This is a genomic window from Brevibacterium sp. CCUG 69071, assembly GCF_021023135.1.
In the GTDB taxonomy this organism is placed as follows: domain Bacteria; phylum Actinomycetota; class Actinomycetes; order Actinomycetales; family Brevibacteriaceae; genus Brevibacterium.
Genome location: NZ_PGFV01000001.1, coordinates 137,726 through 151,729 on the forward strand (window position 1 = coordinate 137,726; position 14,004 = coordinate 151,729).

General features: G+C 65.4%; 13 protein-coding genes. 7 read left to right on the forward strand and 6 right to left on the reverse strand.

Annotated features, from left to right (window positions below):
• Positions 1-135 precede the first annotated feature (135 nt).
• Entirely contained in the window at positions 136-987 is an 852-nt protein-coding gene (locus tag CV023_RS00645) for a DUF4352 domain-containing protein (RefSeq protein ID WP_230743540.1), read from the forward strand.
• 116 nt (positions 988-1,103) lie between these two features.
• Here the strand turns inward: CV023_RS00645 and CV023_RS00650 are convergent, their stop codons facing one another.
• Genes CV023_RS00650 through CV023_RS00665 form a run of 4 tightly spaced genes read right to left on the reverse strand, consistent with a single transcriptional unit; the run spans position 1,104 to position 4,309 of the window.
• Positions 1,104-1,892 carry a fructosamine kinase family protein gene (locus CV023_RS00650; RefSeq protein WP_230743541.1) on the reverse strand — a complete coding sequence of 263 codons (789 nt, stop codon included), beginning with the start codon at positions 1,890-1,892 and terminating at the stop codon, positions 1,104-1,106.
• Between the two features lie 52 nt (positions 1,893-1,944).
• Positions 1,945-2,706, reverse strand: coding sequence for a 3-keto-5-aminohexanoate cleavage protein (locus tag CV023_RS00655; RefSeq protein WP_230743542.1), 762 nt, complete (start codon positions 2,704-2,706; stop codon positions 1,945-1,947).
• Positions 2,707-2,712: 6 nt separating this feature from the next.
• The gene (locus CV023_RS00660) at positions 2,713-3,615 is read right to left on the reverse strand and encodes a macrolide 2'-phosphotransferase (protein ID WP_230743543.1); all 903 of its coding nucleotides are present in this window, start codon (positions 3,613-3,615) and stop codon (positions 2,713-2,715) included.
• On the reverse strand, positions 3,596-4,309 hold the full coding sequence (locus CV023_RS00665; RefSeq protein WP_230743544.1) for a DUF998 domain-containing protein: 714 nt from the start codon (positions 4,307-4,309) through the stop codon (positions 3,596-3,598). The genes CV023_RS00660 and CV023_RS00665 overlap by 20 nt, the downstream gene beginning before the upstream one ends.
• A gap of 198 nt (positions 4,310-4,507) precedes the next feature.
• Between CV023_RS00665 and CV023_RS00670 the strand changes: the two genes are divergently transcribed.
• The 3 genes from CV023_RS00670 (at position 4,508) to CV023_RS00680 (ending at position 7,068) form a co-directional block, all read left to right on the forward strand.
• Positions 4,508-5,428 carry a hypothetical protein gene (locus CV023_RS00670; RefSeq protein WP_230743545.1) on the forward strand — a complete coding sequence of 307 codons (921 nt, stop codon included), beginning with the start codon at positions 4,508-4,510 and terminating at the stop codon, positions 5,426-5,428.
• Positions 5,429-5,510: 82 nt separating this feature from the next.
• Positions 5,511-5,654 (forward strand): GPGG-motif small membrane protein, encoded by a 144-nt coding sequence (locus CV023_RS00675; RefSeq protein ID WP_230743546.1) that lies wholly within the window; start codon positions 5,511-5,513, stop codon positions 5,652-5,654.
• 244 nt (positions 5,655-5,898) lie between these two features.
• A complete protein-coding gene (locus tag CV023_RS00680; protein WP_230743547.1) occupies positions 5,899-7,068 on the forward strand; it encodes a phospholipase D-like domain-containing protein in 1,170 nt (389 codons plus the stop codon).
• Between the two features lie 7 nt (positions 7,069-7,075).
• Here CV023_RS00680 and CV023_RS00685 read toward each other — a convergent pair whose 3' ends face one another.
• Entirely contained in the window at positions 7,076-8,011 is a 936-nt protein-coding gene (locus CV023_RS00685) for a LysR family transcriptional regulator (protein WP_269067010.1), read from the reverse strand.
• 112 nt (positions 8,012-8,123) lie between these two features.
• Here CV023_RS00685 and CV023_RS00690 point away from each other — a divergent pair, with 112 nt between their 5' ends.
• The 3 genes from CV023_RS00690 to CV023_RS00700 all read left to right on the forward strand — a co-directional run bounded on the left by CV023_RS00690 (position 8,124) and on the right by CV023_RS00700 (position 12,443).
• Positions 8,124-9,458 (forward strand): MFS transporter, encoded by a 1,335-nt coding sequence (locus tag CV023_RS00690; protein ID WP_230743549.1) that lies wholly within the window; start codon positions 8,124-8,126, stop codon positions 9,456-9,458.
• A gap of 28 nt (positions 9,459-9,486) precedes the next feature.
• Positions 9,487-10,833 carry an amidohydrolase gene (locus CV023_RS00695; protein WP_230743550.1) on the forward strand — a complete coding sequence of 449 codons (1,347 nt, stop codon included), beginning with the start codon at positions 9,487-9,489 and terminating at the stop codon, positions 10,831-10,833.
• Positions 10,834-10,937: 104 nt separating this feature from the next.
• Positions 10,938-12,443: an acetyl-CoA hydrolase/transferase family protein gene (locus tag CV023_RS00700; protein ID WP_230743551.1), complete on the forward strand. Its 1,506-nt coding sequence runs from the start codon at positions 10,938-10,940 to the stop codon at positions 12,441-12,443.
• Between the two features lie 9 nt (positions 12,444-12,452).
• Here the strand turns inward: CV023_RS00700 and CV023_RS00705 are convergent, their stop codons facing one another.
• Entirely contained in the window at positions 12,453-13,784 is a 1,332-nt protein-coding gene (locus tag CV023_RS00705; RefSeq protein WP_230743552.1) for an SLC13 family permease, read from the reverse strand.
• Positions 13,785-14,004: the final 220 nt, after the last annotated feature.

Here is a 14,004-nt window from a genome sequence, read left to right on the forward strand (position 1 = left end):
CGACCGATCGGGTGGAACGGGTCCACCGATCGGCCAACCGGTTCGATCCGACGGATGGACGTGGAGCAGGGCGATTTCTCCGATGCTTGACGAGTCAGCACTTCGCAGCTTTTCACTCAGCGTTCAAGGAGCATCATGTCCAACCCACACGACCCTCAGTACCTGGGACATCCCCAGCAGCCCGGCCAGACCACTCCTGCCGGGCAGCCGACGCCGACCACATTCCAACCTGCCGCTACGGCTCCGGGGCATTCGGGTGCACACGCCGGATACCCCGGAGCACAAGGCGGGTATCCAGGAGGGCAACCCGGTTATCCCGGAGCGCAGTTCCCACAGCAGGCCTATCCGGGGGCGGGTTACGGGCAGAAGCCGCCGAAGCGGAAGAAGCCGCTGCTCAAGCGCTGGTGGTTCTGGCTCATCGTCATCATCGTGGTCATTGCAATGTTCAGCGCCATCGGGGGCGGGGGAGACGACGCCACCGATGAGACGGGTGCATCGTCCGCGCAGGACGAAGCGGGCACGGGGTCGGAGGACAAGGGTGAAGGTGCTCCTGCCGAAGAAGGCGGCGCACCGGCTGCGGAGAAGGCGGCCTACGGCATCGGCGACGCCGTCGCAGCCGATGGGTGGGAGATCACCGTCGACAAGGTCGAGGACGGTGTGTCATCGGTCGGCGACGAGTTCCTCGGCACCGAGGCACAGGGTCAGTTCGTCACCGTCGCACTGTCGGTGAAGAATACGGAGTCCGAACCGGACTACTTCTTCGAGGACAACATCAAACTCGGCGATGACAAGGGCAACAGCTACTCCGCCGATTCCGAAGCGGGAATCTACGTGGACGAGAACTCGATCCTCTTCCTCGAGGAGATCAACCCGGGCAACACCGCCAAGGGTGTCCTGGTCTTCGACGTGCCGAAGGATGTCAGTCCCGATCGCCTGACCTTCGAAGGCGGCGTCTTCTCCGACCCGGTGGAGATCGCACTGAGTTGAAGGGGAGATCCCACTGGGCTGAAGGGGTGACCGCGCAGGCTCTGGACGAATGAGTGCGGCGGCACTAAGGGGAGCGGCTCGGTCCGATAGTCGGACCGAGCCGCTCTCGACTCTGCTCAGTCGTTCAAAGCGGTGGCGCGGTCGATGATCGCACTCGCTGTGCGGAGCGTCTGCCCCGCGAATCCGGTCCCGAACAGCTTGACGTGAGCAAGCAGGGCGAAGAAATTGTGAACCGGCACGTCTCCTCGCCACCCCTCGGGCAGCGGATGTTCGGTCTCATAACCGGCGAAGATCTCCTCAAGGAACGGTGTGCCGAACAGGACAAGCAGCGCCAGATCCTCAAGTCTGTGGCCGCCGTGGGCGGCTGGGTCGATGAGGGCACAGCCGTCAGGGGTCCACATGAGATTGCCGGACCATAGGTCACCGTGGACTCGGGCCGGAGCTTCGGTGCCCTGTCCGGAGATTCCCTCGAAGACCCCGGAGGCAATGCTCTCGATCGCCGAGGTGATCGTGTCGTTTTCATCGGTCGAAAGCTGATCTCCGATCGCCGAGGCCAGTGGTCTCAGCCGCATGTTCACCCAGAAGTCGGTGAATGAGTCACACGAGGCGACGTCGACTTCAAACGGGGAGTCGAGGGGACCGAACCAGGCCGGTTCGGCCGGTGCCCAGCCGAATGCAGGGGCACCGGAATCGTGCAGACGTGCAAGCTGCCTGCCGAAATCGGTTGCCGACCGCGCATTCGGCGAGGCCTCTTCGATGCGCTCAAGACGCAGACTCTGCTGATCATGATCGATGACTTCGACGACAGGAACCACGTCCGGTTCGGCCAACCACGCGAGTCCGGCCGCTTCGGCGGCGAAGAATCCGCGCGGGGCATCGGCGCGCTGTTTGATGAAATCAGGCATGACTCCAGCCTAATTCGCGTCCACATACGTGCAATCCCGGCATGCTTCGAGGTCAGGACAGCTCGGACATCAGCATCGCCGCCGTGGCGACGAGGTCACCGTTGCCTTCGGCCTCTCGTCCGTCGGGCAGGACGGGAGTGTCCTCGAGCCCCGTCCTGATTCCGTGTCCGCGGCGGATGGCGCGGGCGTTGACGACCCAGGAGGCGATCCCATCCCCGTGATGGACCTGGGGCAGGCGGATCCCGGCGTCAGTCACGACCTTCTCGATCGCCGCGGCGTGCGCGATGGCATCATCGGGGTCGGCATTGAGAGGCTCGACAAGGACGCGTCGGCAGGAGCCGGCGATGCCGGCGTCGACGAAGCGGTGGGCGTCGTCGAGGTGGAGCAGGCCGGCCTCGATCTCCACTCCTCGGCCGAGCAGTAGCTCGCAGACCTGGAGAATTCCGGGCTCTCCCTGGTTGGCGGTGACAAGATCCGGAAGCTTGGTCCATTCGGAGATGAGTTCGAGCCGCCGGGCCGGGTCTCCCTCGATCTCGGCCGATGTGCTCAGCGAGATCGGGACCCCCGGGCAGGCTGCACGGACGGCGCGGACCGTCGCAGCGCTCGCCTCGGCGTCGAAGGTCTGCCTGCCCTCGCTGTCGAAAGGGTGAAGATGGACAACCTGTGCTCCCGCATTGACGGCCGCCCTCGCCTGCGCCGCAATATCATCGGGCGTGCGCGGAGTCGCCGGATGGTCACGATCCCCATTGAGCGCGGCATGGAGCATCGGCTCGGGGCTGCCGGGCTGGCCGGTCGGTTCGATGGTCGACATCATGGATGTTCAGCTCTCCTTCGGTTGCAGCTGTTCTCGAGCAGCGTGCAGGTGCCTCTCGTCCCCGGTCTGCAGCGCATAGAGGCCGAGGTCGACCGGCGAAGTCGAGAACATATGGGCGCAATGCTCGGCGAAATGCGACCATACCGTCCCACCCCGCTCGACGTACCGGCGAAGCGTCGCATCGAACGCCGCCGAGGAGACGCTGGCCTGATGGAACACGAAATCGCGTGCGGGGTCGCCGATCGCCGCAGTCGTCCAGTCGAGGACGCCGACCATGCGCTCGCCGTCCATGAGCTGATGGGCCGGGTAGACCTCTCCGTGTGTGACCGTCGTCGACGTCGGCCAGAACCGGTCATCGTCGAGCCAGGACGACCACCGAGACATGAGTTCCGTCGAGACCTCGAACTCACTGCTGACCCGCCGGATGTCCTCGCGTCTGCGCTGCCTGGACTCGGCGGAGGAGAGGTCATCGATGCCGGAAGAGCGCACCAGTGAGGGATCGAGAGTGTGCAGCTCGGCGAGGAAATCGGCCAGGGACTCCGCGTAGACGGTGGATTCGACATCGAAATGCCACCGAGGCTCACCCGCATCGTCGATCGTCAGCCCCGGACTCCCGGGCAGCAGCGGGTAGGCGATGAGATCGTCCGTGTGGATCCGCCAGTCGGGAACATCGACGTCGAGCAACGGACCGACCGCTTCGAGGAAACGCCCCTCGACGACTGCCCGCGCAGTGACGTCGGGGCGGCGGGGAATCCTCAGCACCCACGCGGAACCGTCGACCACCTCGGCGATGGCGACCCTGAAATCGAGGCCGATCTCGTTGACGGTGATGGTCTCCGGACGGATGTCGAGGTGGTGAGCGGCCGCACGCTCACAGATTCCGGCGGCATCATCGGGAGGCGTCTGCATGTCTCCACCTTTGCGCACCGGCGTACCTGAGGACAAGCGTTCCGACGAGCATTTCCCAAGCGAGAATCGCATAGAAGGTCATCCGCTCCCAAACCCCGTCCTCCAGCAGCGTCGCCGGCAGAAGCCGCACATCGACCTGGAGCATGAGCATCCCGAACAGGCCGATCGCACCGAGGGCGATGCTCCACCCGCCGAGGCGGCGGTGCGAACCGGCGCGCAGCAGGGAGATTCCCGCGACGATCGCCGCCGCATTGCCGCCGAGGAAGGCCGCGGCCGCGCCCAGCACGTGAACGGTGTCGAGTCCGCGCTCGATGTTCGCCTGACCGCCGTGGACGACGGCGACTGCGACCATGCCGAGGGCGTGAGCAAAGGCGAGGACGACGAATGTGCCCCGCAGAGGGAGTCTGAAACGACGGCACAGCAGCGCAGCTCCCACGGCGAAGAGCAGCCCCTGAGCAGCAAAGGCAACGGTGATCAGCAGGTGCAGGGGCGAATCGACGGCACGCCCGCCCAGGATCTCGACATCGGGAACGCCGAGGTCGCTGATGTAGTTCACCGCGTAGGAATACCCGGGGAACACGGAGGCGGCGAGTGCCTCGGCGAGGAGATAGAACAGCCCCGCCGACAGGAAGCAGATCGCACCAGCTATGGCCGACCGCGACGGGGCACATGCGTCACTCCGATGTTCAGACATGGTGCCCATGCTAAACGCGTTCATTGAAACGGGCGGTCGGCCGAAATATGCGGACAGATATTCGCAATACGCTCGACACGCGGTTTACGCTGTATACGAAATGGTTGTCTTCGCGTGTCAGGCGTGCAACGATGGGCAGGTCCTGCCAACGGGGCCACTGATTGATGAGAACCGAATATCTAGCAAGGGAGAGATTTCATGAATGCCTCCACGATCATCTGGATCGTCGTCGCAATTGTCGTCGTCCTGATCGTCATCGGTATCATCGCTGCCGTCACTCGCAAATCTGCGGCGAAGAAGCGCGAACTCGAAGAGAAGCGTCGTCGGGAAGAGGCGGCACGGCTCCGCGAGGAGGCCTCCGCGGCACAGCCGCAGGTCCACGCTCGCGAGGCCGAGGCCGACGAGCGGAAGGCCGAAGCGAAGCGAGCCGAGGCGGAAGCCGAAGCTCAGGCTGCGGAAGCCAAGAAGCGTGCGGCCGAGGCCGAGCAGCGCTCGGTGGAGGCCAACCGGCTGAGCAGCGACGCCGACCAGCGCGAACAGGCCGTCGTGGCAGAGCGCCGCGAGCAGGAAGAGCGCCTGCGTCGGGCCAACGAGCTCGATCCCGACGTCGGCACCGGAACCCACGTCGACCCGCGTGCTCCTCACGGGCAGGGTGGTCCCGTGGTCCCGGCCGATGACCGGTCCGCAGTGCGGCTGGATCAGGCGCACGACGGCCGCGCCGTGCGTGAGCCGGACCCGCGCCAGGCAGACCAGCACCATGTCGACCCGCGCCAGGCAGACCCGCGTCATGCCGATCAGCACCACGTGGAGCAGCAGCGCCCCGCGGAGCAGCGTCCGGCCGCCCAGCCGGAGAATCCGGTGCGGCAACCCGACCAGGCGGGAACCGATCCGCGAATCGACCCACGGGCCGATTCGCTCGATGACTCACGGATCGATCCCCGCAACGATCCCCGCACCGATGCACGGACCGATCCGCGCACGGATGCACACGTCGATCCTCGGGGCGACCCACAGCGCTCCGCTCAGTCGGACCCGCTGGCTGACGGTCGACCAGGGGCCGGTGCCCCGCACGATCCGGACTTCCCGAACGACAACGGGGCCGGACCGAGCAAGCACTGAACCACAGACCCCGGCGCATGAACGACATCGCCGGAAACAATCGGTGCCGCCGATCGCGGCACCGCAGAACCTAGGAGTCACTTTGGCTTTCATTCTCTGGATCATCGCAGCGATCCTCGTCATCTCAGGCATCTTCGCCATCTTCCGGAAGCAGCTGCTGTGGGGCATCGTCCTCATCGTCGTCGGCTGCCTCGTCGGTCCCGGTGGAGTGAGCATCTTCACCTGAGTGACGCTGTCTCGATAGGACCGCGGCTCCATCCGAAACGGATGGGGCCGCGGTTCTGTTTCCCGGGTTCGAATCAGCAGCGATGGAGGGAAGACGGAGCGAATGTCGGGGCAGCGCCCAATCGCGACGGACAGCGGAGCCGATACACTCGATCGTTATGGGATCGACTGCGCTTAATCTTCGTCAAGGATTCGACCGTGTCCGCAGTATCGCTCCATGGGCTGCCGCCGGCGCGGCATGTGCGGTGCCCCTGACCGTCGGCGTCTCGATGGCGATCGACATGATGCGCAAACGCGATCGAGAACAACGGGAAGCACCGCGGCCCGGCACCTTCCACGCCAGCGTCGAAGGCTCCTCGCTGAGCATCTTCACCGATGGGCAGACCCTCTACGACGACATGCTCGCCGAGATCGCGGCGGCGACGGAATCGATCCAGATGGAGACCTTCATCTGGAAGAACGACGAGGTGGGTCAGAAGTTCATCGATGCGTTCAATGCGGCTGCGGAGCGCGGTGTGACGATCCACATCATCTACGACGGATTCGCCAACTTCACCATTCCACAATCCTTCTACCGGCAGCTGGACCATCGCATCAAGGTCCTGCGCCTGCCGACCGTGGCCCGCAAATTCTGGAGAGGGCCACTGCGCTATTCCGGATTCAACCACTCGAAGATCCTCGTCATCGACAACGATGTGGCTTTCGTCGGCGGATACAACATCGGCTCCCTCTACGCCACTCACTGGCGGGACACGCATCTCAAGGCCGAGGGCCCCGGCACCTGGGGCCTGCACCAGTCCATCGCTCAGGTCTGGAACGAATACCACAGCGAAGACGATCGGATCCCCTGGGTCGCTCCTACCGCCTGGGAATCCAAGCTGCGGGTTGCAGCGAATCAGCCGGTCCAGCTTGTCTATCCGATCCGGTCGATGTACATCAACGCCATCGAACGCGCTCAGGAGCGGATCTGGCTGACGACGCCGTACTTCATCCCCGACCAGCAGCTCCTCCGATCGCTGATGGAAGCGGCCGAGCGCGGCGTCGACGTGAGGATCATGGTGCCGCAGCAGTCGAACCACGTCCTCGGCGACTCCGTATCGCGCGGCTTCTTCGAGCAGATGGTGCGATCCAAGGTCACGGTCCTCCTCTACGAAGCGTCCATGATCCACGCCAAGATCGCCACGGTCGACGGCAAGTGGTCGACCGTCGGCACCGCGAACATCGACAGACTCTCCCTGTCCTTCAACTACGAGACCAACGTCGAGGTCATCGACAATGACTTCGCGGCGGAGATGGAGAAGGTCTTCCTCAGCGACGCCGAACACTGCAATGTTCTCGGCCCCGACTGGCTCGATCGCCATGCTCTCACCCAGTTCGCCGAGTGGGCGCTGAAGCCCATGCGACCCTTCCTCTGACCGGGGTTCAGGCGCCGTCGAGATCCTCGCCGAGGCGGGTCATCAGCTTCGCGGTTTCGCGAGTGAGGGTGTCCAGCGTGAAGCGCAGAGTGCAACGGTTCTCTGTACCTGCCCGGGTGACTGCGGCGATGTGCCGGGTGGGAGTGTGCTCGCCGCTGAGTGGAATCCGGCGGACCGGGTGCAGTTCCTGGGACCGGGACAGGCGGGAGGCCACACAGACGCCGAAGCCGTTGTGGACGAGCGCGGTGCCGGTGTTCCAGTCGTTGGCGTAGTGCCCGATCTTCGGCGTGAAGCCGGCGCTCGCGCAGTTGGCGACGACGAGCTGGTGATAGGTGGTGCCGGGGCGCCCGAGGATCCAGGTCTCCTCGGCCGTGTCGGCGATCGAGACGGTGCTGCGTTCGGCCAGCGGATGGCCCGTGGGCACCATGAGGTCGAGCGGGTCGTCGATGAGGAAGTGCTGGGCGAAGCGCTCATCGGCGCCGGCTGGCGTGTCCGAGGTGACGGCGACGATGCCGATGTCGGCATCGCCGGAGAGTAGCAAGTCATAGCACTCGCCCGGTTCGGCTTCGATCGTCTGTGTGATCAGGTTCGGAAACTCCTCGTTGAGCACGTGCATCGTGCGGGGCAGCAGCACGCTGGCCGCGGTGGAGAAGCCGCAGAGGGTGAGCGAACCGGACACCGTCGAGGCATAGGCATCGAGGTCGGAGAGGGCCTGTTCCCATTCGGTGCTCATAACCTCGACATGGCGCAGCAGCGACCGAGCCGCCGGGGTCAGCCGGATGTTGCGTCCGTGCTGTTCGAGCAGTGTGACCTTGAGTTCAGCGGCGAGCTGTCTGACCTGGTGGGAGACCGTCGACGGTGAGTAGTGGAGGGCCTGTGCGGCCGCTGTCACGGTGCCGTGCCGGTCAATCATGCTCAACATCGTGAGTCTGTTGTCAATCATGCGACCCCATCGAACGATAGTCTTTGTTTTCCTACGATAGACAAGAATACTCTCTGCCGCTCATGATGAGTCCGTGGGCCACCATCGATTCGTCTGAGAAGGAGAGTTCCGCTTGCCCGAGTACGCACGCATCATCGGTTCGAAACGTCAGCTGTGGATCGGAGCTGCCGTGCTCTTCACGCTCTCCGCCGCGGCCAATCTGGCCAGCCCGCTCTACCCGCTGTTCCAAGAGTCCCTGTCGATGACCGACCAGACGATGACCGCGCTCTACGCGGCCTACGTGCTCAGCTGCCTGCCCTCGCTGCTGATGTTCGGCTCGGCCGCCGACGCCTTCGGCCGCAAACCCGTGCTGCTGGCCGCGATCGGCTGCGTGAGCGTCGGAACCGGTCTGTTCGCCTTCGGCACGGTCGGAGTCGCCGGTCTGTTCGCTGGACGCATCCTCCTCGGCATCGGTCTGGGACTGGGCACCGGAGCCGGGATCGCGCTGATGGTCGAGGCCTCACCGGCCCGTCGGCCGTGGATGGGGTCGACGCTGGCCACGATGTCGTTCGTCCTCGGCGCCGGCGCCGGTCCGATCCTCGCCGGAGCCATCACCGAGGCGAGTGCAGCTCGAGGGGCCGGGCACGGATCGCTCACCGCTCCCTTCGTCGTCATGCTCGGGATGCTCATCGTCACCGCGGTGCTCGTGTTCATCCTGCGGCTGCACCGGCCGCTGACCCGGCAGCGGTGGCGCCCCACCTGGCCCGCCGTGCCGGGGCCGATGCGCGCGAGCTTCAACATCGCCGCGATCACCGGTCTGCTCGGCTGGGCGAGCCTCGGCCTGTTCCTGGCCCTGCTGCCGTCGATGTCGGAGTCGGTCATCGCCGAGCCGAGCCCTCTCCTCTCCGGGCTCATCGTCGGTTCGGTCCTCGTCGTCTCCGCCGGAGTCCAGCTCATCGCCCCGAAGTTCGAGCCGCGGGCCGCGCAGACCATCGGGCTGATGCTCATGGGCGTCGGGGCCGCTCTGCTGCTGAGCTCGAATCTGCCGAGCCTCGGGGCATCGACCGCCCTGATCCTCATGGCCGTGGCCGCGTTCGCCACGGGCACCGGCCACGGTCTGAGCTACTGGGGTGCCAATCGGGAGATCGACGTGCTCACTCCGACCCGGCAGCGCGCCGGGATCACGGCGGCCCTCTATCTCGCGTTCTACGCCGGTGCGGGTCTGCCCGCGATCGTCGTCGGCGTCATCGCCGTGTACACCGGACTCGTCGAAGCGATCATGATCTTCACCCTCGGCCTGCTGCTCGCCGTCATCGTGTTCATCCCGATGCCGAGCCTCGCACTGACGACGGTGCGCCGGTCCCGTGCGGAGGCGAATGCCGCACACGGGTCCGATCGACGGGGCGGGGGCTCGTTCCCGCAGCTGGCCTCTTCGGGCGACCGATACGGGGACTACCATTCGAAGTGAGTGAGATTGCACCCGACCCGAGGACCCGATGACTTCGACGAACCCCGCACCCGACCGGACCGATCAGATGCCGACACTGCCCACAGGGCTGGCCGAGCGGCTCGTCGCCTGGCGGCGGGACTTCCACAAACACGCCGAAACGGGCTGGACCGAGTTCAGAACCACCTCGGCGATCATCGGGGTCCTGCGAGACCTGGGCTGGGACACGAAGTTCGGTCCTGACCTCCATGACGCCGACTCCCGGCTCGGGGTGCCCAGCGCAGAGGTGCTCGCCGGGGAACGTGAACGCGCGGTTGCACAGGGGGCCGATCCCTTACTCGTCGAGGCGATGGGGGAGGGCTTCACCGGAGTCCTCGGTGTGCTCGAGACCGGACGGCCCGGTCCCGTGGTCTGCTTCCGCTTCGACATCGACTCGAACGACCTCGTCGAACTCGCCGATGACAGCCATCGCCCCTTCGCCGAGGGCTTCGCCTCCGTCAACGACGGAGCCATGCACGGCTGCGGACACGACGGGCACGCGGCGATCGGACTCGGCCTGGCCACGGCGCTGAGCGAGCATCGGGACGAACTGACCGGGACCGTGAAGATCATCTTCCAACCCGCCGAGGAGGGTGTCCGTGGCGCTCATTCAATTGTGGCCGCGGGCTGGTTCGACGACGTCGACCTCTTCGTCGCCACCCACCTGAAATCCGATGATGCGAAGGGCAACATCGTCACCGGATCGGATGGGTACCTGGCGAGCACGAAGTTCGACGTCACGTTCACCGGTATCGGCTCACACGCCGGCGGCGACCCGGAGAAGGGGAAGAACGCCCTGCTGGCGGCCGCCTCGGCGACCTTGGGACTGCATGCGATCCCACGGCACTCAGGTGGGGCCAGCCGCATCAACGTCGGCACCTTCCACGCCGGTGAGGGCCGGAACGTGGTGCCCAGGAAGGCCGTGATCCGAGTCGAGACGCGCGGGCAGGACAGCGAGATCAACGACTTCATGTTCGGCCGCGCCCAGGACGTCATCGCCGGCGCCGCCCGCATGTACGACGTGCAGAGCGAACTGAGTGTCGTCGGCCGAGCCGACCGGGAGGACCCCAGTCCGGAGCTCCTGCCCTATGTCCGGGAGAGCTTCACAGGAGTCCCCGGGGTCGCCGAGATCCGCGACTCGAGCGGAGTCGGCGGCTCCGAGGACGCCACGGCGATGATGAAGCGGGTGAAGGAGCGCGGCGGCCTGGCCACCTACGTCCAGATCGGCATGGACACCACCGCCGGTCACCACACTGAGCGCTTCGATGTCGATGAGGACATGCTCGCTCTCGGCGTGCTCGCCGAGCTGAGAGTGGCGCTGGGGGCTGCGGAGTTCTTGGGCGGGCTCGAGCAGTAGCAGCTGCCTGGCCGGGTGTTTTCCGGGACCGATCCAAGCGGCTTACGGTCTCTCAGGGATGGCGCGCGGCAGGCGGCTCGAACGCGTCCGATAGACTCATTGGAATGTCGAGAATCTCGTGCCCGAATCTTCGTTCCAAGATCGTCACCGCTGATCAGGCGGCTGCTCACATCGCCGATGGCGACCGAGTCGCGACCAGCGGCTTCACCGGCTCGGGCTACCCGAAGGCCGTTCCGGAATCCCTGGCCGCACGTGCTCGGGCCGAGCACGAGGCCGGCCGCGACTTCGGCATCGAACTCTGGACAGGAGCCTCGACCGCGCCCGAACTCGACGGAGTTCTCGCCGAGGCGTCAGCGGTGACCAAACGCCTGCCCTTCCAATCCGATCCGGCGATGCGGAAATCGATCAACGACGGCACCACCGAATACGTCGATACGCATCTCAGCCATTCGGCCCAGCAGGCGTGGTTCGGCTTCTACGGAAACCTCGATGTCGCTGTCGTCGAGGTCGCGGCGATCCTGCCGAACGGACTGCTCGTACCCGGCAGCTCGGTGGGCAACTCGAAGACCTGGCTCGACCTCGCCGACAAGGTCATCATCGAGGTCAACGACTGGCACCCGCGGGCCTACGAGGGATTCCACGACGTCTACTACGGCACCCGCAGGCCTCCCGAGCGGCTGCCGATCCAACTCCTCGAGCCGATGCAGCGCATCGGTGATCCCTACCTGCGGGTCGATCCCGCGAAGGTCGTCGCCGTCGTCGAAACCGACGCCCCGGACCGGAACCTTCCCTTCAAACCCGCCGACGAGGACTCGCAGGCGATCGCCGCCCACCTCGTCGACTTTCTGCGGCACGAGATCCGAGCCGATCGGCTGCCTCCGCACCTGCTGCCGCTGCAGTCGGGGGTCGGCAATGTCGCCAATGCGGTGATGGGGAACCTGGCCGACAGCGAATTCGAGGGTCTGACCGCCTACACCGAAGTCATCCAGGACGGCATGCTCGACCTCATCGACAGCGGCAAGCTCACCTCTGTCTCGGCGACCGCCTTCTCCCTGTCCGCCGAACGGGCCGCGGACTTCAACGAGAACATCGAGTCGTACAAGGGGCGGATCCTGCTGCGTACGCAGGAGATGTCGAACCACCCGGAGGCCATCCGCCGCCTCGGGGTGATCGCCATCAACGGCATGGTCGAAGCCGATATCTACGGCAATGTGAACTCGACCCACGTCATGGGTTCGTCGATCATCAACGGCATCGGCGGATCGGGAGACTTCGCCCGCAACGCCTATCTCAACTTCTTCGTCTCGAACTCTCTGGCCAAGGGCGGGGCGATCTCCTCGGTCGTGCCCTTCGCCAGCCACATCGACCACACCGAACACGACACCCAGATCCTCGTCACCGAACAGGGACTGGCCGATCTGCGCGGACTCTCCCCGGTGGCCAGGGCACGGAAGATCATCGCGAACTGCGCGCACCCGAGCTATCGGGACCGCCTCGGCGACTATCTGGATCGGGCGATCGCCGAGAATCCCCATGGCCGGCACACTCCGCACCTGCTCGGCGAGGCGCTGTCCTGGCACGGACGGTTCCAGGCCGAAGGGCACATGTAGGCAGGGGCGTCAGCCGGCGATCCAGGTCGGCACGGCCGCGACGAACCAGGCCAGGCCCGGTCCGATGAGGCACATCAGTCCGGCATAGCCGATCATCTGCTTGTAGTAGCGGTCGCGGATGGTCGAATGCACATTCGCCAGCAGCATCGCACCGTTGGTGGAGAACGGGCTGATGTCGACGATGGTCGCGGCGATCGCCAGCGCCGCGACGAAGCCTCCGACGTGGACATCGCCCGACTCGAGGAAGGGCACTGCCAAGGCGATGACCACGCCGATGATCGCCAGCGAGGACGCCAGGGCCGAGATCAGACCGGACATGTAGAAGAGTAGCAGAGCGGCCAGCAGCGGAATTCCGATGGCGGAGATGCCCGCCGAGACCCACTCCACGGTGCCCGCCTCCTGCAGGACCGCGATGTAGGTGAGCACACCGGTGATGAGGATGACGACCGACCAGGAGACCCGGGACATCGCGGCCTTGCCCGCCGCAGGATTGATGACGGCGAGGATGATCGAGATCGTGATCGTCACGAAGCCGACGTCCCAGCCGAAGATGAGCACCGACAGCGCCATCGCGATGAGCCCGATGAGGGTCGGCACCTGACCTCGGGTCGGCCTGACCCGCCGTGCCTCGTTTGTCGGTGCGCTTCTGGTGAGCAGCCCGGTCTGCGATGCGGCCGTGGAATCCGGTGACGCGTCGGCGGAACCCGGCGACGGCGAGGCCGGATCATCGTCGGCCTCGGCTCGCAGGCCGGGCCGGTGCCGCAGCACCAACCACACGACGAGGGCGAAGACGAAGTTGAAGACCAACGGCGCGAGGAACAGCGACACCGGGCTGGGGGTCAGCCCGTTCTTCGCGAGGTAGTCATCGATGAAGATGCCGTAGACGCTGATGGGGGAGAAGGCGCCGGCGAGGGCACCGTGGACGACGAGGAGACCAACCATGAACTGATTGAGACGGTGTCTGCGGGCGAAGGTCAGGGCCAGCGGAGCGATGATCGCCACGGCGAAGAGTGCACCGAGTGAGATGAGGACGGCGGTGAGGGCGAAGAAGATCCATGGCATGAGTGAGATCCGCCCGCCGACGATTCTGACGCACCAGTTGACGATGAGCTCGATGACGCCGTTGTTCTGGGCGAAGCCGAAGAGATAGGTGAGTCCGACGAGAGTGAGGAAGAGGTCGACTGGAAAGCCGGCGAGGAACTCCTCGGGCGCCTGGTGAAGGACGAGTCCGCCGACTCCGGCCGCCGCGATGAACCCGAGCAGTCCCATGTTGATGTCCCGCCAGGTGCCGATGATGAACATCAGTCCGAGGACGATCACACAGATCAGTTCCGCACTCATAGCCGCAGTGGCTCCTTCATGGTCGCCGGGGTTTTCGGATGTGCCGGTGGCGAGGAGGGAACGCCGAACGGATCGTCGCTCTCGCCTCGTTCAACCTAGGTGAAATCTCATCCTCCGACCATTCTGTCTCGTGATGTGACTAACCGTGTTGGCCGAACTGGAGTGATCGGTTCGAAATCCATCCACCGCGGATAGTGCGTCAGGTCACCAGATCGGTGAG